The organism is Wolbachia endosymbiont (group A) of Gymnosoma rotundatum (assembly GCF_947250765.1).
Taxonomy (GTDB): domain Bacteria; phylum Pseudomonadota; class Alphaproteobacteria; order Rickettsiales; family Anaplasmataceae; genus Wolbachia; species Wolbachia pipientis.
The window spans coordinates 279,919-301,135 of record NZ_OX366347.1 but is presented as its reverse complement, the minus strand read 5'-3'; the positions used below and the strand labels follow the sequence as shown (position 1 = coordinate 301,135).

19 protein-coding genes, 2 tRNA genes and 1 rRNA gene are annotated in these 21,217 nt (G+C 34.6%); 10 read left to right on the top strand and 12 right to left on the bottom strand.

The features are described 5' to 3' along the window. Nucleotides 1-15 precede the first annotated feature (15 nt). The 9 genes from atpG to OOK97_RS01475 form a co-directional block, all read right to left on the bottom strand. On the bottom strand, nt 16-888 hold the full coding sequence (gene atpG, locus OOK97_RS01515; RefSeq protein WP_010081973.1) for an ATP synthase F1 subunit gamma: 873 nt from the start codon (nt 886-888) through the stop codon (nt 16-18). Nucleotides 889-1,086: 198 nt separating this feature from the next. Further along, nucleotides 1,087-2,307, bottom strand: a complete 1,221-nt coding sequence (locus tag OOK97_RS01510; RefSeq protein WP_007548692.1) for a hypothetical protein — start codon at nt 2,305-2,307, stop codon at nt 1,087-1,089. Then, the gene (locus OOK97_RS01505) at nt 2,304-3,035 is read right to left on the bottom strand and encodes a hypothetical protein (RefSeq protein WP_264705463.1); all 732 of its coding nucleotides are present in this window, start codon (nt 3,033-3,035) and stop codon (nt 2,304-2,306) included. The genes OOK97_RS01510 and OOK97_RS01505 overlap by 4 nt, the downstream gene beginning before the upstream one ends. Further along, a complete protein-coding gene (locus tag OOK97_RS01500; RefSeq protein ID WP_264705462.1) occupies nt 3,028-4,257 on the bottom strand; it encodes a lipoprotein-releasing ABC transporter permease subunit in 1,230 nt (409 codons plus the stop codon). Before OOK97_RS01500 ends, OOK97_RS01505 begins: the two co-directional genes overlap by 8 nt. Nucleotides 4,258-4,397: 140 nt before the next feature. Further along, complete coding sequence (locus OOK97_RS01495; protein ID WP_264705461.1) at nt 4,398-5,687, bottom strand: sugar phosphate nucleotidyltransferase; 1,290 nt, start codon at nt 5,685-5,687, stop codon at nt 4,398-4,400. 117 nt (nt 5,688-5,804) lie between these two features. Next, the gene (locus OOK97_RS01490; RefSeq protein WP_264705460.1) at nt 5,805-7,088 is read right to left on the bottom strand and encodes a hypothetical protein; all 1,284 of its coding nucleotides are present in this window, start codon (nt 7,086-7,088) and stop codon (nt 5,805-5,807) included. A gap of 76 nt (nt 7,089-7,164) precedes the next feature. Then, on the bottom strand, nt 7,165-7,521 hold the full coding sequence (gene sdhD / locus OOK97_RS01485; protein ID WP_264705459.1) for a succinate dehydrogenase, hydrophobic membrane anchor protein: 357 nt from the start codon (nt 7,519-7,521) through the stop codon (nt 7,165-7,167). Then, entirely contained in the window at nt 7,518-7,895 is a 378-nt protein-coding gene (gene sdhC / locus OOK97_RS01480) for a succinate dehydrogenase, cytochrome b556 subunit (RefSeq protein WP_007548462.1), read from the bottom strand. Before sdhC ends, sdhD begins: the two co-directional genes overlap by 4 nt. 100 nt (nt 7,896-7,995) lie before the next feature. After that, a 16S ribosomal RNA gene (locus OOK97_RS01475) occupies nt 7,996-9,500 on the bottom strand. A gap of 220 nt (nt 9,501-9,720) precedes the next feature. Here OOK97_RS01475 and OOK97_RS01470 point away from each other — a divergent pair. After that, nucleotides 9,721-10,269: a hypothetical protein gene (locus OOK97_RS01470; RefSeq protein ID WP_264705458.1), complete on the top strand. Its 549-nt coding sequence runs from the start codon at nt 9,721-9,723 to the stop codon at nt 10,267-10,269. Between the two features lie 510 nt (nt 10,270-10,779). Beyond that, the gene (locus OOK97_RS01465; protein WP_174930890.1) at nt 10,780-10,956 is read left to right on the top strand and encodes a hypothetical protein; all 177 of its coding nucleotides are present in this window, start codon (nt 10,780-10,782) and stop codon (nt 10,954-10,956) included. Between the two features lie 112 nt (nt 10,957-11,068). On the opposite strand, the gene OOK97_RS01460 is transcribed toward OOK97_RS01465, so the two are convergent. From OOK97_RS01460 to OOK97_RS01450, 3 genes are all read right to left on the bottom strand, one after another. Continuing rightward, nucleotides 11,069-11,920, bottom strand: a complete 852-nt coding sequence (locus OOK97_RS01460; protein ID WP_264705457.1) for a ParB/RepB/Spo0J family partition protein — start codon at nt 11,918-11,920, stop codon at nt 11,069-11,071. Further along, a complete protein-coding gene (locus OOK97_RS01455; RefSeq protein ID WP_006280226.1) occupies nt 11,917-12,759 on the bottom strand; it encodes a ParA family protein in 843 nt (280 codons plus the stop codon). The genes OOK97_RS01460 and OOK97_RS01455 overlap by 4 nt, the downstream gene beginning before the upstream one ends. A 90-nt stretch (nt 12,760-12,849) precedes the next feature. After that, nucleotides 12,850-15,333, bottom strand: coding sequence for a response regulator (locus OOK97_RS01450; protein WP_264705456.1), 2,484 nt, complete (start codon nt 15,331-15,333; stop codon nt 12,850-12,852). Nucleotides 15,334-15,493: 160 nt separating this feature from the next. On the opposite strand from OOK97_RS01450, the gene hemF reads away from it, so the two are divergent. The 8 genes from hemF (at nt 15,494) to sucD (ending at nt 21,217) form a co-directional block, all read left to right on the top strand. Further along, nucleotides 15,494-16,318 carry an oxygen-dependent coproporphyrinogen oxidase gene (hemF, locus tag OOK97_RS01445; protein ID WP_264705455.1) on the top strand — a complete coding sequence of 275 codons (825 nt, stop codon included), beginning with the start codon at nt 15,494-15,496 and terminating at the stop codon, nt 16,316-16,318. Nucleotides 16,319-16,399: 81 nt separating this feature from the next. Next, nucleotides 16,400-17,611, top strand: coding sequence for a hypothetical protein (locus tag OOK97_RS01440; RefSeq protein ID WP_264705454.1), 1,212 nt, complete (start codon nt 16,400-16,402; stop codon nt 17,609-17,611). Nucleotides 17,612-17,679: 68 nt separating this feature from the next. After that, nucleotides 17,680-17,751 (top strand) — tRNA-Glu (locus tag OOK97_RS01435). A gap of 28 nt (nt 17,752-17,779) precedes the next feature. Next, nucleotides 17,780-18,466: a 16S rRNA (uracil(1498)-N(3))-methyltransferase gene (locus tag OOK97_RS01430; RefSeq protein ID WP_006279818.1), complete on the top strand. Its 687-nt coding sequence runs from the start codon at nt 17,780-17,782 to the stop codon at nt 18,464-18,466. 209 nt (nt 18,467-18,675) lie between these two features. Further along, nucleotides 18,676-18,749: transfer RNA gene (locus tag OOK97_RS01425), tRNA-Pro, on the top strand. A 199-nt stretch (nt 18,750-18,948) separates the two neighbouring features. Continuing rightward, nucleotides 18,949-19,149: a 30S ribosomal protein S21 gene (rpsU, locus tag OOK97_RS01420; protein WP_006279819.1), complete on the top strand. Its 201-nt coding sequence runs from the start codon at nt 18,949-18,951 to the stop codon at nt 19,147-19,149. 37 nt (nt 19,150-19,186) lie between these two features. After that, on the top strand, nt 19,187-20,338 hold the full coding sequence (gene sucC, locus OOK97_RS01415) for an ADP-forming succinate--CoA ligase subunit beta (protein WP_006279820.1): 1,152 nt from the start codon (nt 19,187-19,189) through the stop codon (nt 20,336-20,338). Between the two features lie 3 nt (nt 20,339-20,341). Next, a complete protein-coding gene (gene sucD / locus OOK97_RS01410; protein WP_006279821.1) occupies nt 20,342-21,217 on the top strand; it encodes a succinate--CoA ligase subunit alpha in 876 nt (291 codons plus the stop codon).

The window sequence follows — 21,217 nt, the reverse complement described above, 5'->3', positions numbered from 1 at the left end:
CTATTCCTTAGATTTCTATAAAGATTCTGCACCACCTATAACTTCAATTAAATCAGTCGTAATCGCTGCTTGACGAGAACGATTATAAAGCAATGCTAATTTGTTCAGTATCTCTTTAGTGTTTCTGTTTGCTGATTCCATAGCAACCATTCTAGCACTATTCTCACTCGTTGCACTTTCAAGTAAAGCAGAGTAAAGAGCAATTACAACGTAATCTTGAACCAAAGATTTTAAAATAAATTCAATATTTTGTGGTTCATACTCATAGCCGTAATCTGTTGTTGGACCAGCCAGAGAGCTATCAATCAAGGATGAGTCTTTACTCCATGGTTTTATTGTTTCCAACATTGGTTTTTGCGTGAAGGTATTATAGAATTTACTATAAAAAACTTTAACTTTATCGTATTTACTTAAATCTATACCATCAACCAAAGCTTCTACGTGCTTTAACGTGATTCCCTTACTATTTTCAATTTTTAAGATACTTTTAGAGTCAAATCTATTTTTACCTACATCAAAAGCTTTTTTACCAAGAAATACAATATCTACTTTTTTGCCATTTGCGATTGACTTATTTACACGCTCTTGACTAAATTTGACAATAGAAGAGTTAAAGTTGCCGCACAAGCCACGATCAGACGCAATAATGAATACTAGGTAAGAACCGTCGTTACTGACATTTAGAATTTTTGCCAGTAATTCTTGATCAACTGATAGCATTAATGAAAAAATAATGTTATGCAGCTTAGATACATATAATTTTGAATTTAATAACTTCTTTTGGCTTTGTAACAACTTTGCTGCAGAAACCATTTGCATTATTTTCGTGGTTTTCTGTACAGACCTAATATTCTTAATTCTTAAGGATAATTCCTTTAAGCTCTTCATTTTGTATACAACCCTGATTTATTAAAATATATAACTGTTAGTGTCTAAAAGCAAGTTTTTTTGACATTAAAACCAAGTCTAGCTAAGAAACTTGCAGGTTTATTGTTTGGAGATAAGGATTATATTAAGAAAGTGCTCTAACTTCAGCAATATCAATGTGAAAGTAGCCTAATGGTAATTTCTACACTTTGTGGAATTTTATAATATATAATAAACACAATTAAAACTATTACAACTTGAACACTTATGATCCCATTGTTCTAGTTCCCTGTTACAATTTTTACATTTCCAGCCTGGATCAGGCAAAGCTTCTGAGCCCATCTTGTTTAGCCAATAAATTACCTTGTCGTGTTCTTGCAATGTAACCTTGAGTTGTATTACAATAAAGTAGATTGACATGTAATTAGCTTTTTTCATAGCAGTGTCTAAATATTGACTTGCAAGATCATATTTACCTGAACTCATTGAGGACAAAGCAAGTAAACAGTAACTAAAATAATAATCAGGGCGTAAGTTGTATAGTCTTTCAGCACCTTTACTATTTAAATTGATGTACATTTTAGCTGACTGAGGAGTAGGATTTACTGTATACTCTGCCTCTAGCACTGCAGAAGCTTTTCTGATTTTTCCAAGTTTAATATATAATTCTGCCTTTAAATAATTGATGGGCTGAAAAATTGCACTATAACGTTGTGCTCTAAATAAAGACTTTATAGCCTCCTTAAAATTTCCTTTACTTTCATATTGCTTTGCTAAAGCGCAATAAAACACTGCAAACATTTCTTTATGATCAAAGGGGAGAAAAATATTTGACTTAACTGCTTCCTTCAACCTCAAAATTGCATTAATCCAATCTTCTTTCAATATGCAATGCTCTATTTGAAAGGGAATAGATAGCATTTTATCGTTAATTGAACTAGAGCAATATTCTATAAATTTTTGAAAGACTACTTTTTCTTGTTTGAGGTGGACAATCAGCTTATTGGCTAGAAGTAGAGCTAAGTTACGATTTTTATTTGCAATATTTGTTAAACCGTTACTGAAAAAGCTGTAATTTCCCGTCTTACCTGAGTTAAAGAGCTTTATTAAAGACAACCTATCGCTCTCCTCACTCAGACTTTTAACTAGCTTTTGGGCATTCTCTATATTGTCTAAGTCTATGCTAAAGAAAGCTTCAAAGAGAAGCAATTCTTCCCTATCCCTTCTTCTATTTCTTATGTTGGCAAATGTTGATGAAATGGAGGAAAAAAAGCGTACAAGTGTAATTAATAAAAATAATAAAACTACACAAGTAAAAATAATGAAATATAGATCAATACTTATAGTGTAATTGCCTAATTCCAATTTTATTACTTCACCACTTACCTTGACCCATATACCAAATAAAAACGAAAAAGCGAAAATTATAAAATAAATCATGAGATATATTGTAATAAGTGATGATATATTGTTGAAATATTCTTAGAAGCTACAATAAAACCATTCAATTTATTCAGCCATGGCTTGAATTCTGAATGCGTTAAATTGCTTACTGTAACAGTTATATTTTGCCAATCATTATCATTTATTGACTCCTCAATTTCTGCGAATTTTACTCTTAATGGATCATTTCGGTCGTCTACCTTTATCCAGTTTGAAATGATTTTTTTAGACAATGTACTTTTGTTGTAATCGATAGTATCAATAGTTTTTTCAAAAGATAACTTCAATTCGTGTAAGGTATTTATCTCTTTCAAATTTTCTAATTCATCTACTGCATTTTCTATCTCTGGATCATCAAGCTCTGATATCAAAGGCTTTATTGAATTTATATGGTTATCAAATTTTGCTTCTCGCAATAACGAATTCTTCATTTTAACCACAAGTAATAGCAATTTTGCAAGGTTCTTACATCTTGAGTTATTATCACCTTGCTCACATTGAGTATGCTGACTTCTCTTGAGGTCAAATATCTTTTTTTCTATTCCAGATTGATTAACTTCAAGCAACATTCTAAATTCATCCATGTTTTCCGTTAAAGCTTTCACATTGTTTTCACTCTCTTGCTGATTTATTTTTAAAAAGATTATGTTATTTATTGTGATGTAACCGGTAAATAACAATACAATTAAGAACCAACCTATGTACTTTTGCTGAGTATCATTCATAACGTAGTATCTCCGCAGGATCTTGTGCAGCTGCCTGCAACGCAGGAGCAATTGTCGCTAAAAATGATAAGAGTAACGCAAGTGCAGAAATATTTACTACGTCTTGGGGTACTAATATCACTGGCAAACTTGAAAAAAAGTATATCATAGGATCAAACAGCTTGACGTTAGTAATGTTTTCTAAAAACACTCTAATGCTTTCGATATTGAGAGAAAAAACGACACCTATAATACAGCCAAGACAAGTTCCCGTAAAACCGATTAATAGACCACAAGCGCAAAATATACGCATAATGCTTCCACTTGTTGCACCAAATGTACGCATAATTGCAATCGCGGATTTCTTTTCTTGCACTATCATCATTAAATTTGAGATAATATTAAACGCTGCTACAACTATAATCAAAGTAAGAATTAAAAACATCACATTTCTTTCAGTTTTTAAAGCACTAAAATAATGGCTTTGCTGTGATTGCCAACTTTCAGCTTCCATTCCTATTTCTTTTTCTATAGCATCTGCCAGCTTATCAGCTCTAGTAACGTCGTCTACAAGTACTTCTATATTTTTTATGCTATTTTCATAATTAAAAAAGGCTTGTGCTGATTTTAGAGGCATATATATCAAGGTATTATCATACTCAAACATACCCATATCAAATATTGCTATAACTTTATATTTTTTCATTCGCGGCATTTCACCAAGTAATGCATCAAATTCTTCAGATGATATAAACGTAATTTCGTCGCCATAGTCAATGTTCAAAGCCTCTGCCAATCGTGCTCCTATTATTATCCCTTCATCAAATTTTTTTACATCACCTATAATTACATTATTTGTAACGGCAGTACTATCAAGCAAGTCTTTAGTTGACACACCTCGCACTACGCTACCTGCAATTTTACCATTTGCTGCAATAATGACTTGATCATTGGTCATAGGAGTAGCTTTTAATATACCAGGAATTCTCTCAATAGATTTTGAAACTGCGTAGTAATCTGAATTTATGTTCCTATCAAAATAAACATTAATATGGCCATCAATACCAAGTATTGAGTCAAGCAACTTTGCTCTGAATCCGTTCATCACAGACATCACCACTATTAGTGTTGCAACTCCAAGGGCAATACCGATAATAGAGAACAAAGTCATTATAGAGCAAAATCTGGCATTTTTCGCTCGCAAATAGCAAGCAGCCATAGTAATTTCAAAGGCAATGGACATTACAAAATATTTTGAGGTTAAACATTATATTTTTGAAATTCGTATAATTGTAGACTTTTCTTTATTTGAAAACTAGAGATTTTTGCTTCCTTAAATTTAGCAGGCTTATAGAATATATTCAATACTATAACATTAGAATTTCAAAATCTTCCATATACATCATCCAACCTCACTATATCATTATCAGATAAATGCTCTCCTATCTGAAATTCAACTATTTCAAGTGGAAAGCTTGTGCTTCTATTTTCAATCCTATGGGAAACTTCCCTTGGGATTTCTATCATATGGTCTTTTACTATAGCATATTCTTTGTCTTCTAAACTAACATACCCAACTCCTGATAGCACTATATGGTATTCATCTCTATAGTGATGGAATTGCTTAGAAGTGCAGCTTAATGGATTTATAAAAAGATATTTTACAAGAAAATTTTCGCTCATTAAAATTATACTACAAAATCCCCATGGTTTAACTTCTTTTCTTATCGCCTTTACTTTCTTAACTTTATGAATAAATGAAATTAGACTTTTGTTTGGTTGCTTACAAGCTCCACCCAATAAATTTTTATTACTTTCTGTCGTTGAAACTGGTTCTTTTTCTCTAATCACATGCTGAAATGACACCGGTTCTTTACTAAACTTCTCACTCAATTCTAAAACTGAATTCCAAGTTCCAACATCCAACCAATCGAAATTAGCTTCTATCATTGCAACGTTTTTTGCTTTCTCCATCACCAAGTAATCAATGGATATGTCTTTAATTCCTGCAAAATCTTGTTGTTTTAAATATAGAAATCTCTCTTGCGGTGTGAAATGTTTAAAACATAAATTATAAAGACTTGGGGCAGATTTTTTGATCTCATCTATATAGCGTTTTGCTTTGAACACAAATATTCCAGAATTCCAATAATAATCATTACTTAATACATGCTCAGGTTTCTCTATGAAATCCTTTACTATATGATACTTTTCCTTATGATCATAAACTGCATTTATATAGCCGTATTCAGAATCGAATTCATGAAGTTTGACTCCAAAAGTAACTATAGAGTCAGCCTCAGAGGCTAATTTAGACGCTTTCTCAACGGAAGCATAAAAATTATTCAAATCACCTATGAAATGATCTGAAGGCAGAATTAACATTGTCTCGTTTTCATTGCAGAGAAGTGCAGCAATTAATATTGCCGCTGCTGTTCCAATTTTCACTGGTTCGAAAATCACTTTATATTCTTGCAGCGCATGTAATTCCTCCATCACTAATGACTCGTACTGTATATTTGTAGAAATTATGGGCGGCATATAATCGCTTTTTAGCCTCAACAAAGTGTTGTGAAACATAGTGTTCTGACTAAATATTTTCTGAAATTGCTTTGGCCTGAATAAAGGCCAAAGTCTGCTGCCACTACCACCACATAGTATTACAGGGCGCATATAGTTAAGAAAATTAATTAAATAATTAACATCTTATACTAAGAGTAAAATGCATGCAAGTTTTTGTTGTGGAATAGTTAATAAAGAAAGTAAATGTTAATTTAAAGTAGTGGCCGGTTAATGAGGAGGTAATTGAATTTTTTCGTCTTGCAATGAATTCCGTCTGCTTAGTACTTCATTAACATGAGGAGTATCACTCACTTTTTCAACATCTGCTTTTTTAGATGCAGCTATTTTCTCATTACTTTTGTTTTGCAACTTCTCCTTTAAGCTTTCTCCAATATCTGGTTTTCTAGATTTATCTATACTTTCACTACTTTTATTTGACGGCTTCTCTAAGTCTTTTTCAATACCTGACCTTCTAGCTTTAAGCTCATCCCATGTGCCCACTATACTAAGTGGCTTATGATCCTTTTGCTCTGGCTTTAGCTTTTCTCCATCTTTAATAACATTAAAGTCACTTTTTGCTTCTTCCAAACATCCTTTCAGTTGGTGTTTCCACATGGTGTAGTAAGCATCACCATATTTTTTCTGATTTGCTACAAACAATAAAATTGGAGCCTTAAGTATGGTAGCTCCCATATTCACTAAATTTTTTACTGCCGCTGCAGGGGTGAACAAAAGATAGCCAAAAGACTTTGCAATTGGATTTTGTTTACCTATTAAATACTCCCCTAATTTCATAGGAAGAGAAGTCAACAATTTAGTACAAACTTTAGCTAAACTTGTAGCAAAAACGATAGGAACAGATATAAGACTTTTATCTAGCTCTAGATTACCATTCTGATCTCTAATTTCTGAAAAATGGGTGCTTAGCTTCTTGTAATCACTAGTGTATAATAATTCTCCATTTCTTCCTTTTTCATCAACAACTTCCTGAACTTTACCTTCTTTATTTTTTACCTCTTTAGTTAGCACAGAAGAATTAGTTAATTCAAATGGATATTGAGGATCCTTAGTTTTTTCAGCTTCAAAAATTGGCACGTGTTTTTTCAAATCCATTCTCGAAAAGCCTAATGGCTCAAAATATGACTTATGCAACTCATTTATCAGAATTTGCTTACCCTGATTGTCTATATAATTGATAGTAAAATAAGATCTATCATTATCTTCATCTTTGGTAACTAAAGATAATCTGAAACTTGGTTGTTCTCCATTCTCATCTTTTTGACCATACAAAAGTTTATAGGTTGGATTTTTATCTTTATCTAGTATAGCATTTCCATGCATATCCCTGTTTTCTATGATTTTAGCAGACTGTACAATTTGATCATAATTTTTTGGATACTGGCATTTCCTTCCATCATACATCATTACCTTTCTAAGGTCTTTTACATAAGTTGTGCTAGGCTCAGATGAAGTAAATAGGCTCCTTATTCCTAGTGTAAGACTTGCAAGCATATTGTTAAACCAGAATCACTATAGTTCAATAATAGAACTAGTACACTAATAATATATTAACATAGAACTGGCAACTTTACAAGAAAATATGCCTGTAGAAGACAAAGATTGTAAAAGCAAGGACTATATAAGTAATACTTGATAAGTACTTTATGCATGTAATTGTAAAAATCCTCAAAGGTATGCTGTGTATATAATCTTCACACACTACCTGCATTCCAAGAACTGCGTGCCAAAAAATGCAAAACAACAATACAACAAAAAATAAAAGCTCTAGAGGATGATTAATAAATTTTTCACTAAAAGACAAAGAGCTATCAGTATAAAATGCGCAAGAAAATGAATAGATGAACCAAGGAAATAGAAGCAGCAAAATCACTGCAGAAACACGCTGAACCCACCAATGATGTACTGAATTTCCAGACTGACTCATATAAACATAAATAAAAAAGCCATAGTAGAAAGAAGTAGCGTTACTGTCAGCAGTATAGCACTCCTTGAAACGCCAGTAATTTCTAAATTAAGCCCAGCATCCCACAATAAATGACGAATACCATTAAGAAAATGATATACAAAGCTTATAAAACATAAGACATAAGCTAATTTAGCAACAGGAGTGAATAATAATGCATTTAAGTACCTTACTATAAGTAACTCAGGAAAGTAAACATGTAATATGAAATACCAAGAAAGTATCATTAATAAAAGGAATAGCAAGATACCAGTCAATCTGTGCATAATAGAGAAAAAACTAGTAACTTGTACTTTATATATTTGTAAATGTGGAGAAAGAGGTCTATCACTCATAAAATTCCGTTATCGGGAAATTAAAATAAAGTAGAAGTAAAGACAGCAGTATAGCACATAACAACACCATCATTAAAAATGGTAAGTTATGTGCAAAGCCTAAGGAGGTAATCCAGCTGCAGATTCCCCTACTGCTACCTTGTTACGACTTCACCCCAGTCACCGATCCCACTTTAAATAACTCCCTCCTTGCGGTTAGGTCGTTAGCTTCGAGTGAAACCAATTCCCATGGCGTGACGGGCAGTGTGTACAAGACCCGAGAACGTATTCACCGTGGCGTGCTGATCCACGATTACTAGCGATTCCAACTTCATGCACTCGAGTTGCAGAGTACAATCCGAACTGAGATGGCTTTTAAGGGATTGGCTTAGCCTCGCGACTTTGCAGCCCATTGTAGCCACCATTGTAGCACGTGTGTAGCCCACTCCATAAGGGCCATGATGACTTGACATCATCCCCACCTTCCTCCAGTTTATCACTGGCAGTTTCCTTAAAGTCCCCAGCATTACCTGATGGTAACTAAGGATGAGGGTTGCGCTCGTTGCGGGACTTAACCCAACATCTCACGACACGAGCTGACGACAGCCATGCAACACCTGTGTGAAACCCGGCCGAACCGACCCTATCCCTTCGAATAGATATAATTTCCATGTCAAGGAGTGGTAAGGTTTTTCGCGTTGCATCGAATTAAACCACATGCTCCACCGCTTGTGCGGGTCCCCGTCAATTCCTTTGAGTTTTAATCTTGCGACCGTAGTCCCCAGGCGGAATGTTTAACGCGTTAGCTGTAATACAGAAAGTAAAACTTCCCATATTTAACATTCATCGTTTACAGCGTGGACTACCAGGGTATCTAATCCTGTTTGCTCCCCACGCCTTCGCGCCTCAGCGTCAGATTTGAACCAGATAGACGCCTTCGCCACTGGTGTTCCTCCTAATATTTACGAATTTCACCTCTACACTAGGAATTCCTCTATCCTCTTTCAATCTCTAGATTAGCAGTTTTAAAAGCAATTCCAAGGTTGAGCCTTGGGATTTCACTTTTAACTTACTAATCCGCCTACGCGCCCTTTACGCCCAATAATTCCGAATAACGCTAGCCCTCTCCGTATTACCGCGGCTGCTGGCACGGAGTTAGCCAGGACTTCTTCTGTGAGTACCGTCATTATCTTCCTCACTAAAAGAGCTTTACAACCCAAAGGCCTTCTTCACTCATGCGGCATGGCTGGATCAGGCTTTCGCCCATTGTCCAATATTCCCCACTGCTGCCTCCCGTAGGAGTCTGGACCGTATCTCAGTTCCAGTGTGGCTGATCATCCTCTCAGATCAGCTATAGATCATTGCCTTGGTAGGCTATTACTCCACCAACTAGCTAATCTAATATAGGCTCATCTAATAGCAATAAATTTTTCCCCCGTAGGGCGTATACGGTATTAGTTGCCGTTTCCAACAATTATTCCGTACTACTAGGTAGATTCCTATACATTACTCACCCGTCTGCCACTAAGTTATATCGTAGCAAGCTACAATATAACTCCGTTCGACTTGCATGTGTTAGGCCTGCCGCCAGCGTTCATTCTGAGCCAGGATCAAACTCTCAAATTTAGACTTCAACCTATAAAAGGTTGAGGGTACATCGGATAAATCCGACAAAAAATAATTTAGCTTAATACTGCTGTCTTTATTTCTACTTTAGAAATATTTTAATCTCCAACTATTCAAACAACTTTGAGAATATTATTATGTGATATAATCACTATGTCAATATGTTTTTGCAAATCAAAATGCATTAATGTATAAATATATGACTATTCAGAATATTACCATGAAAAAATACATCTTTCTGCTTGCACTCGCGCCAATGTTAGTTGGCATCACATTATACTTATTGCACAATATTGATAACACAAAACAATCTATAACTGCAGGTGACAAGTTTTACGAAGTATTATTCTTAAAAAAAGATAATAAGCCGCTGCTAGAAGAAATAGATTCAAATTGGGAGTATTTAGCAAATTTTGAACGCGCATTCAATCATATCTCAGATTCAATGCCAACAGACACAGCATCTATTTATAATGATTTGGCAGATGATAAAGATGCTCCTGATGTTTTTCGTGAGTTAGCACAATATTTAGAAGTAATGAGCTTACTTCACTCCAACGGTGAAAAAATAAATAAAGATAAAATTGATAATTTAGAATCAAGTGCAGTGTATCCTTATTCAAGCCAAGAAGCTATCGCTGTAGTAAAGATACATAATAACGACATTAAAGGTGCAACTGAAGTATTGCGTTCCCTATTAAATGACAGAAAATGCCCTATCCTAATCAAAGCTAATGCACAAGAATTACTCAGGATATATGGGAGTTAACTCATTAGACTTTTTACATAGCTTTTGGCAGCGCATTGGATGAAACGAAAAACTTACTTGACACCCTTCGCCAGCGCCCTTATCATGATAGTGAAGCTATTGTATTTGCTTTCGCCAATCTGCAGATTAAAAGGTAAGGATTACTTAATGTATCGGCGTCTTATGTTCAATTTTTTGCAGTATATAGATACTGTATGTCTTTACAAAACTTCATCTACATCTAGATTTTTATCTAAATAAGCTGAACGCGCTTATAAAGCGTTACAAGACATCAAAAAATGCCAATACTCGACAGAGATAGTAAAAGACTAGCTAACTCGGGGATTCTTTGTCTTTTTTTCTGCTTAGTAAATTTCTTAAACATTTGCAGCGTAAGTTAGTTGCAATTAAAAGCAGCTTAATCTTGCTTGTCAAGCGTTTAAAACATAAAAAACGCCAATATTTTAAAGCGGATAATAACCCCAGGGCTTCTTTTGCCTTTTTTTTCATTTGGTAAATTTCTTAATATTTATGGCTAAAGATTGCACGAATGTTGCAATTACAAAAACGATTTCTACTAGGGTGTCACGCACTGGGATGACACCATTCTTTTTCCTGGATCCAAGTAGTCAGGGCACTGGGATGACAGCTACCCTGACAATCGTCATCCCGCTGCTTGTTAGCGGATACCGCGGCGGTATGACGTAGAAGTTATACTTTTATGCTTACCAACTTAATAAAATTCCTGGATTCCAGTGTCAGCTACTTTCATGACACCAACAGTTGATATTGGTTTGTTGCTTTGCTAGCCAACTACTAGCTATGCCTCAAGTTTCCTATTCAAAATTTTCAATATTAGATCCAATTCATTTGAATTATTATACCGTATCATAACTTTACCCTTAGAATTGTTGTCATTAATTTTGATCTTTAAACCAAGTTGAGAAGATATAGCGCCTTCTATTACTGTCATATCTTGATTTCTAGTATATCTCTGCTCTTTTTGATTGTTGTTTTGATGTAGGTCCTTTATCAGTTTTTCAGTTTGTCTAACGCTTAAGCCCTGAGAAACTATTTTTTCTGCAATACTTTCCGCATTTTCAACATTAATCAACGCTCTTGCATGACCCATAGACAATTTTTTCTCATTGATCATTGTTTTCACCCTATCAGGGAGCAACAACATCCGAATCATATTAGTTATGTGGCTGCGGCTTTTGCCTATAGCTGAAGCTAATTCCTCATGTGTATAGAAAAACTCATCTATCAGTTTTCTGTAAGCTTCACCTTCCTCTATTGGATTAATATCTTGCCTTTGTATATTTTCAATAATGGATACTTCCAAGCATTCCTTGTCGCTCAGATCTTTTATGATAACCGGTGCACTATCAAGATTTGCAATCTTGCTTGCTCGCCAACGACGTTCTCCAGCTATTATTTCGTAACCATCATCATTTGAATCTTTGCGTACCACAATGGGCTGTATAATGCCACTTTTCTTTATCGAATTTGCAAGTTCTCTTAATGACTCCTCGTCAAAATGTTTTCTCGGTTGAAATTTGCTTGGGTGCAGTAATGAAATAGGCAAATACTCTTGTCGATCTTCTTTATTATCATAATTATCGCCTATGAGACCGGCAAGACCTCTGCCGAGGCGTCTATCATCCTTCATACTACGCCCTCGCTCACTAGCTTCTTCTCCTTACAACTGCTCGCGTGCTTTTTTAAAATTTCCCTTGCCAAACTTATATACGCTTGTGCACCAGGACACTTAAGATCATACACAATAGCGGGTTTTCCATGGGAAGGCGCTTCTGATAACCGTACGTTACGTGGAATAACAGTCTCATACAATGGGATGATAGTTTTGTATACTTTATCATTTAAATACTGGCAAATATCGTTTTTAATCTGTTCACTGAGTTTGTTACGCCTGTCATACATTGTTAACACTATCCCTTCTATTGCCAAAAAAGGGTTTAGGTTATTCCTTTTTATCAGCTCTACAGTCTTAACTAAATGGCTTAATCCTTCCAGAGCAAAAAATTCACACTGAAGAGGAACAATAATAGAATTAGCAGCAGTCAAGGCATTTATGGTTAGAAGTCCAAGTGACGGAGGACAATCGATGATTATATACTCATAATTATCGCGTATCTTCTCTAATGCGCTTTTTAGCACAAATTTTCCTCGCTCAAGTTGCGATAATTCAATTTCTGCAGCTGATAAATCAACTACTGACGAAATTAGTGATAAATTTGGAATTTCCTTTATATTGAAAATTGCCGATTCTATCAATTTATTTTCGCTGCTTAGTAGTATTTTGTATATGTTTTTTTCTTCCCTACTACGATAAGAAATCCCGAGTCCGGTGCTAGCATTTCCTTGAGGATCAAGATCTACCAATAAAGTGCTTTTTCCCACAGCAGCAAAGGCTGTCGATAAATTTATACTAGTTGTGGTTTTGCCAACTCCACCCTTTTGATTTACTATTGCAATAATCTTGCTCACGCCTTTTATCTTATGTATAAAATAATTCTATTGTATATATGCAAGAAACTTTTGCATTAGAAAATTTTTTTGTTGTTAACCACACTAAAATTAGACTGTCTTTTTTGCTTTGTGTAACACACTTTGAACCTTGTTTCCTAATTCATTCAGAGTGAATGGTTTTGGCAAAAAGTGAAAATCTTCTATATTGATGTCATCACTCTTTAAAAAAGCATCTTCTGCATACCCAGAAATAAAAATAACGTTGATATTTGGCCTATGGATCAATGCTTCTTTAACTATTTCTGGACCGCTCACCTCTGGCATGATTACATCAGTGATTATAAGATCTATATGTTGACTTTTTTTACTGATTATTTCTAGCGCCTCGCTGCCTATGCTTGCTTCTATTACATCAAATCCTTTTCTTTTGAGTGCTTTAGAGATGAATTCCCTTACTGAATCTTCATCTTCAATTAATAAAATTATACCATTACCTTTAATTTCACTTACTACCGGTTTTTCTGTTTCTTCACTATCTTCTTCTCTATCATTTTCATCTGATATGTAAACCATGGGCAAAAATATGCTAAATTTAGTTCCATGATTTACTTTGCTAGCAACATAGATGTATCCTTCAGTTTGTTTAATAATGCCATATACAGTAGAGAGGCCAAGACCTGTACCAGAGGTAATATCTTTGGTAGAAAAAAATGGGTCAAATACCTTTCCAATTGTATCACTTGTCATTCCACATCCAGTATCAATTACTTCAATCACAACATAATTTCCATGTTCAATTGCTTCCTTGTCTGGAGAAAACATATCCTGAGGTGTAGAATTTAATGAGTCAATCTTTTGATTAAAGGTTCGTATAGTTAATTCTCCGCCCTTTTCCATAGCAGCACTAGCATTGACTGCTAAGTTAAGTATAACTTGCTCTAATTGCCCTTGATCAGCCCTAACAGCACCCAAGTCTCTACCATAATAAATATTAAATTTTATATTTTCACCTATTAATCTTTTTATCATTTCATAAAGATTAGCTATAGTATTATTTACATCAATAATTTTTGGCTGCAAGGTCTGTCTTCTTGAGAAAGCAAGCAATTGTCTTACTAAATTTGATCCACGCTTTGCATTTTGCTGTATTTGTATTATATCTCCAAAAGATGGGTCACCAGCTGAGTGTTGGAGTAAAAGCAAATCGCAAAATCCTATTATCCCAGTCAATATATTGTTGAAATCATGCGCAATACCACCTGCTAACTGCCCTATAGCTTGCATCTTTTGATAATGCTCAAGCTTTATCTCTAGGTTTTTGTGTTCAGTATTGTCAATAAAATAACAAAGTATGAAGATCATTTTATTATGAAGAAACTTATTGAAATATATTTTTATGTTATTACCGCCGTTGAGCTGTACATCAAAAGACGCATTATTTATTCTATTACTCGAAAAATATTCACGTATTTTCACATGATAACTATCCAATATCAACGTAAAGATTGAATTATTATCTGACCCTGCAAGCTTTATTAGTGCCGTATTTTTCTTTACAAAGTTGCCGTTTATGTCACATTGTGCAATAGCAATTGATGAATTTGCAAAACAAGGGTGTAATTGATAATCAACAATATTTGATTCGGTTGGTGTTATAAAGCCATATATATAGCTATGGTTGTATTTATCACAAAATATAGCAGTGCTCATATAAGCCTTGAATGGAATACCACTTATAGTAAAAAACAAAATTTCATTATCGGTTGTTGTATTGTTATATTTAGATTGAGATATAAAATCACTGATTGAGCTACCTTTTTCCAGTTTTTTTAGTTCAAATATGTCTAAAAATCTTTTATTTACAGATAAAATCACCCCTTTGGCATTTGCAATGTAAGTTCCTATGCTGTGTTTTTCTATTAACTCTTCATATATCTGCTCCTTGTTTATCTGTGTTGCTTTTAATACAAAATACCCATCTGGCCTTGCTATTGGCACTAATGATAAATTTAAAATCTTATTACTATTTATAGCAATTTGGGGATTATCTGGTATTGGCTCAAAGAGCAAAAGAAAGTTAGATACTCTATTCTTCTTGTTTAAGGAAATGCATACCTGTACAGAAGAGTTATTTTTTAGTGCATGATAGAGTACTTTTTTGTCTGCTTCTGAAACATCTCCTATTTCAAGAATCTTGCCTAACGTAATGTCATCATCTATTATATGATCTTTAAACCTTTCGTAGAACCTTGCATCAGCATAAATAACACCCTCATCTTTATGTAAAATAAGGCAAAATTCTGTATTATGATTTAGTGCATTTGCAAATATTGCATTTTGAAATTCTATAGTATTAAGTAGGTATCTGTAGCGTTTTACATTATATATCATAAAGAGAGTTGTTAGAATGCTAACTAATAAATTAATCTCTATATTAATATGCTGACTATATATATCAAAAAAGTAGAGTATCGATATTGCTACTGGAGGTAAGAGCATAATAACTGCCATCACAACAATTGACATTCCATAATTTCTTAGTATGAAGTCAACCCTGTTCTCTTTTTTGTTATCTATGTATCTTTTATTCATTATTGTTACTTGGCATTGTTGTACATACGAAAATGTTCTATTATATTGATTTAATTATTATAGATTTATTAACGTCTTTGATAGATAATTATCATCCAAATCTAATTAAGTTCCTTAAATGTCAGATATAACAATGTTAATAAGCTAGTAAGAGGATATTATGGAAAAACAAAAAACACAAGCATTTAAATGGTTCTGTGCACTAAGAGATAAGATCATAGAATCTTTCTTATTAATTGAAAAACAATCATCCGCAGAGCCAAAGATCGAAAAGAGAAAGTGGGATCGCCCAGGTGGTGGAGGTGGTGAATCTACAATTATTTTTGGTAATGTTTTTGAAAAAGTTGGAGTAAACGTTTCAAAAGTACACGGAAAATTTGCAGATTCAGCTATCAATGAAATTCCTGGTGCAAGTGAAAGTAACGGAAAGTTCTGGGCAAGCGGTATATCTTTAGTGTCTCATATGCAATCGCCCCTTATCCCTGCAGCGCATATGAACACAAGGCTGATATATACTTCAAAACAATGGTTTGGTGGAGGAATGGATTTTACGCCAATATATAAAAATGAAGAAGATTGCAAGTATATCCATGAATCAATCAAAATGACATGTGATAGATTTGACACCGGATATTATCCAAAATTTAAAGAGCAATGTGACAATTATTTTTTCTTACAACACAGAAAAGAGCCACGTGGTATTGGTGGCATTTTCTATGATAATCTGAGTTCTGGCAACTGGGAAAACGATTTTGAGTTCACAAAAGCAGTAGGTGAAGCCTTTTTGGAAATTTATTCGCACGTCATACGTAAACATATGCAAAAATCTTGGACAAAAGAACAACGAGAAAATCAATTAATAAAACGTGGCAGATATGTAGAATTCAATCTGTTATACGATCGTGGCACAAGGTTTGGTTTAATGACTGACGGCAATCCAGATGCAATTATGATGTCAATGCCACCACTTGTTAAGTGGTTATAGAGAGCTGCTATTAGTAGAAAATAAATCATCATAGTTTAAAATTGTACCATGGTAGTGAGCTTTTATATAGGGGGTATAATCATGGGCATAATAGATAATTTTTTAATTAAATCTGTCAAAAACAATGACATAAAAGGTGTTAAACTGACTCTAATTCTCTATGATGCATTAAATAGTTTTAGAAAATTCTTTTCAAAGACTATGTCTCTCAAGAATACAGGATCATTTGATATAAATAATAATCAAGCTTTAAATCAGGCTTTAGGACATGCTACAGATCACAAAATAATGGAATTGCTGATTAATCGTGGAGCTGATATCCACTCAATAGATGAGAATGGAAAGAATGTTATAATTCGTGTTATTGAGAGTTTAGCAGAATCAAAAAATCTAAAATTGGATAGTGAGAAAAACTTACCAGCAGAGATAATTCTTCACCCCACAGTTTCCTTTTTACTAGGAAAAGGCACAGAGTATTATTCTACAGATGATTTGAATGTTGAAGCTATACAACAAAAACCTCCTAGAACCTCTGAATATGAGCCAATAACTATGTACGCTGAGGTGAACAACAATGTAATACCACCTCAAAAACCTTCTAGAACTTTTGAGTATAAGCCAAAGAGCACTAATTATGATGCTTTGCCTTCAAAAGAGCCAATTTACGCTGAGGTGTATGATGCTAAGGTTAGTAACTCATTAGGGGAGAATGGTTATTTGAGTGTATCAGAAGAATCTATTTATGCTGAAATATATGATTCACATAAAAAATCCACTGAAAATTTATCATTGGAAGATAGTGGTTATTTGAGTATATCAGAAGAACCTATTTATTGCACTATAGATGATCTTTCAGAACAAAAAAAGCCTACTAGCCTAAAACAGAAAGAGCCAGAACAGTCGTCAGAACCTATTTATGCTAGGGTAGATTTGTCCAAGAAAAGAGCAGAAAGAAAAGCAAAAGACATAAAAGCTAATTCTGGAACTTGCCATGGGTTAGTGCAAGATAAAGTGAATGATTGGCAAGTGAAGCTAAATGAGCTAAGTGCTAATAAGTCGATAAGTCAGCAACAGACTAATGATCAAAAAATTAAGACCAAGGCTGGCTTTAGTGTAGAAGAAATAAGGCAGAAATATGAGCGTAGAGATTCTGGCTACGATTCTGGCTATGATTCCGATACAAAAGTTGAACAACAATTAGAATTAGCTCCTAAATCTGAGATAGGTTCAGTGAGTATTGAGCATGGAGTAATAGGAGGCTGTCGATATAAGATTACTGATATATCCCTCTAACTATGTGATTCAAAATAATTGAATTGACTTTATATATGTAATCGATATAACCTAGTTAGATTCAAGTTGACTCTTTCGTCTAGTGGTTAGGACACCACCCTTTCACGGTGGTAACACGGGTTCAAATCCCGTAAGAGTCACTCAAGTAGAATATAATTAAAGTTTTGAATGGGAAAAATTAGGCTCTATGTTGAAGAAGCTTTATCACAAGGCGTGAGTTTAGCACTTAATCCACAACAAAGTCACTATATTTGCAATGTAATGCGGCTTAAGAAGTATGATAATCTCTCTCTTTTTAATGGAAAAGATGGAGAATGGTTAGGAGAAGTAGTTAATATATCGCGTAAATTGACAGAAGTTACACCCAAAGAATGCACTAAACAACAGCAATATGAGGAAAATTTATACCTGTATTGTGCCATGGTAAAAAGTGCTGCTTTGAACAACATAGTAAGACAGGCAACTGAAATGGGAGTAATCTGCATTCAATTTATTTCAACAGAACGTACAGTGGTAAAAAATATTAACCTAAGTAGAGCAAAATTACAAGCAATCGAAGCAGCGGAACAATCAGGTAGGATAAGTATACCAGAGATTTTGCCTCCTATTAACTTTTGTGAGTTACCTGATTCCCAAAGTAAAAATTTTGTTTTGTGTGATGAAACAGGTAAAGCTGACAAAGTGCTGAAAGGCAAAAAAAATGTTGCTATTATTGTTGGTCCTGAAGGTGGTTTTTCATCTTATGAACTTGATCTTGCCGATAAGTTTTGTCAAAAATTGAGTCTAGGAAAAAGAATTTTAAGGGTCGATACTGCTGTAGTTGCTGCACTCACTTTCACCAATTGGTGTAGCTAGATTTTTAAATATGGCTAAGATAAAGAAATCTGGTTCAGTGTTGCGCGCACAAAAACCCTGTAGACTTTCTACGAAGCAGTCTGTTGTTAAAGAGGAGCTAATAAAAAACATATTCTAAGATAATATTAAATCTCATATTATATTTTTTCTAAAGTAAACAAATGAATCTTGCATTTTGCCTGAGTTATTGATACTCTGAGTAAAGAAGTCGGGGCGTAGCGCAGCCTGGTAGCGCATTTGGTTTGGGACCAAAGGGTCGGGAGTTCAAATCTCTCCGCCCCGATGTTAGTATAATTGTAAGAACGCTGTAACATAAGAGCAATCTCCATCAGTAAGCAAGTAGCTGACACTGGAATGACATTATTTACCATGTAAATTATGGCATATTACATTTTAACGCTCAAGTTTATAAAATAATTGACAATGTTAATTTTCTAATTTATAAATAGATTTTGAAATGATTACCGAAGGAGGTATAGAGTTTGATAGAAGTATCAGTCCATTATGGTGATGTAGACAGAGCTCTTCCAGTATTGAAAAAAACAATTCAAAAGGAAGGAAGAGGGTTGAAAATGAAAAAACAATATCATGAAAAAAAATCAGAAAAAAGAGCTAAAAAGAAAGCTGAAGCTAAAAAAAAGAGGTACCAACAAGAGTGCAGAAGGCAGCGTTATGGTTGGTAGTTTGTACTCAAGTTAATAGTTTATCATTGGTTATTTTATGAATATTCACGAATATCAAGCGAAAGAAGTTTTGCATAAATTTAATGTCCCAGTGCCAAAAGGTTTTGTTGCTACATCTGCGGAAGAAGTAAAGACTCAAGTAAGTCAATTAAAATCTGACGTGTTTGTAGTTAAAGCTCAAATTCATGCAGGTGGTAGGGGTAAAGCCGGTGGCGTAAAGCTAGCAAAGTCAGTTGAAGAAGCTCAACAGTTTGTAAAGGACATGATTGGTATGACTTTAGTTACTCATCAAACAGGGCCAAGCGGGCAGCAAGTAAGAAAAGTGTACGTTGAAGAAGGCTCAAGCATTAAGAAAGAGTATTATTTAAGCCTGGTAATCGACCCGAAGCTCAGTAGGCCAATATTCATATTTTCCTCAGAAGGTGGAATGGACATCGAAGAAGTGGCAAAAAATTCTCCTGCAAAAATTGTGAAATTTGATATTGATCCTGCTACAAGTTTTGATAGCAGCAAGTTAAGCAGCAGTTTTCATTTGAGTCCAGAACAAATAGAAAAGATATCGAACATTGCAAAAAAAATATATGATGCGTTTATTGCAACTGATGCGAGCCAAATTGAAATTAATCCACTGGTTGAAACAAATTCTGGAGATTTTATTGCGCTCGATGCAAAAATTAATTTCGATGATAATGCTTTATATCGTCACCCAGAAATTATGGAACTTCGTGATTATGATGAGGAAGTGAAAGAAGAGATAGAGGCTTCAAAGTATGGGCTCAGTTACATCAAAATGGATGGCAGTATTGGTTGCATGGTAAATGGTGCAGGTCTTGCTATGGCAACAATGGATATAATAAAATACTACGGAGCAGAGCCTGCTAACTTTTTGGATGTTGGTGGTGGAGCGAGTAAAGAAACTGTAACTGAAGCATTTAAAATCATATTGTCTGATAGCAACGTAAAAGGAATTCTGGTTAACATATTTGGTGGTATAATGCGTTGCGATATTATCGCAAGTGGAATTGTTGCGGCTGCAAAAGAAATGAGCATTAAAGTTCCTCTAGTGGTTAGATTATCAGGTACTAATTTTGAAGAAGGAAAAAAAATTTTAGAAGAGTCAGGATTAAATATTATTGCTGCAGATGAGCTAGATGAAGCTGCGCAAAAGATAGTAAAAGAGGTAAAATAAAGCATGTCCGTTTTAGTAAACAAAGATACAAGATTAATATGCCAGGGTTTTACTGGTGCACAAGGCACATTTCATTCAGAGCAAGCAATTGATTACGGAACGAAAATGGTTGGCGGTGTAACTCCTGGAAAGGGTGGTAGCACTCACCTTAATTTACCGGTTTTTAATACTGTAGCAGAAGCCAAAGAAAAAACCGGTGCAAATGCTACAGTTATATATGTACCTGCTAAATTTGCTGCTGCTGCAATACTTGAAGCAATAGATGCAAAAATAGAATTGATAATTTGTATTACAGAGGGCATTCCTATACTTGATATGGTGAAAGTTAAGCGTGCGCTTATCGGCTCAAAAAGTCGATTGATTGGTCCCAACTGCCCGGGAATTATTACACCTGAAGAATGCAAAATAGGAATTATGCCTGGCCATATCCATAAGCGTGGACACATAGGAATTATGTCTCGCTCCGGAACTTTAACTTACGAGGCAGTAGCACAAACAACCGCTGTTGGTCTTGGTCAATCCACATGTATCGGAATTGGGGGAGATCCAGTTCATGGTATGACATTTGTTGACTGTATGGAGCTCTTTTTAAAAGATGACGATACTCATGGTATTGTAGTTATTGGTGAAATAGGTGGAAACGAAGAAGAAGATGTATCACATTTTGTGAAAACAGAAAAAACTAAAAAGCCAATCGTTGGTTTTGTAGCAGGCCAAACGGCACCTCCAGGAAGACGTATGGGACACGCTGGAGCAATCATCTCTTCCAGCGGTGGAAGTGCTGGTGCAAAACTAGAAGTTATGCGGAGCGCTGGAATTGCAATTGCTGAAACCCCTGCAGTAATTGGTAAGAAGGTATTGGAAGTAATGCATCACTAG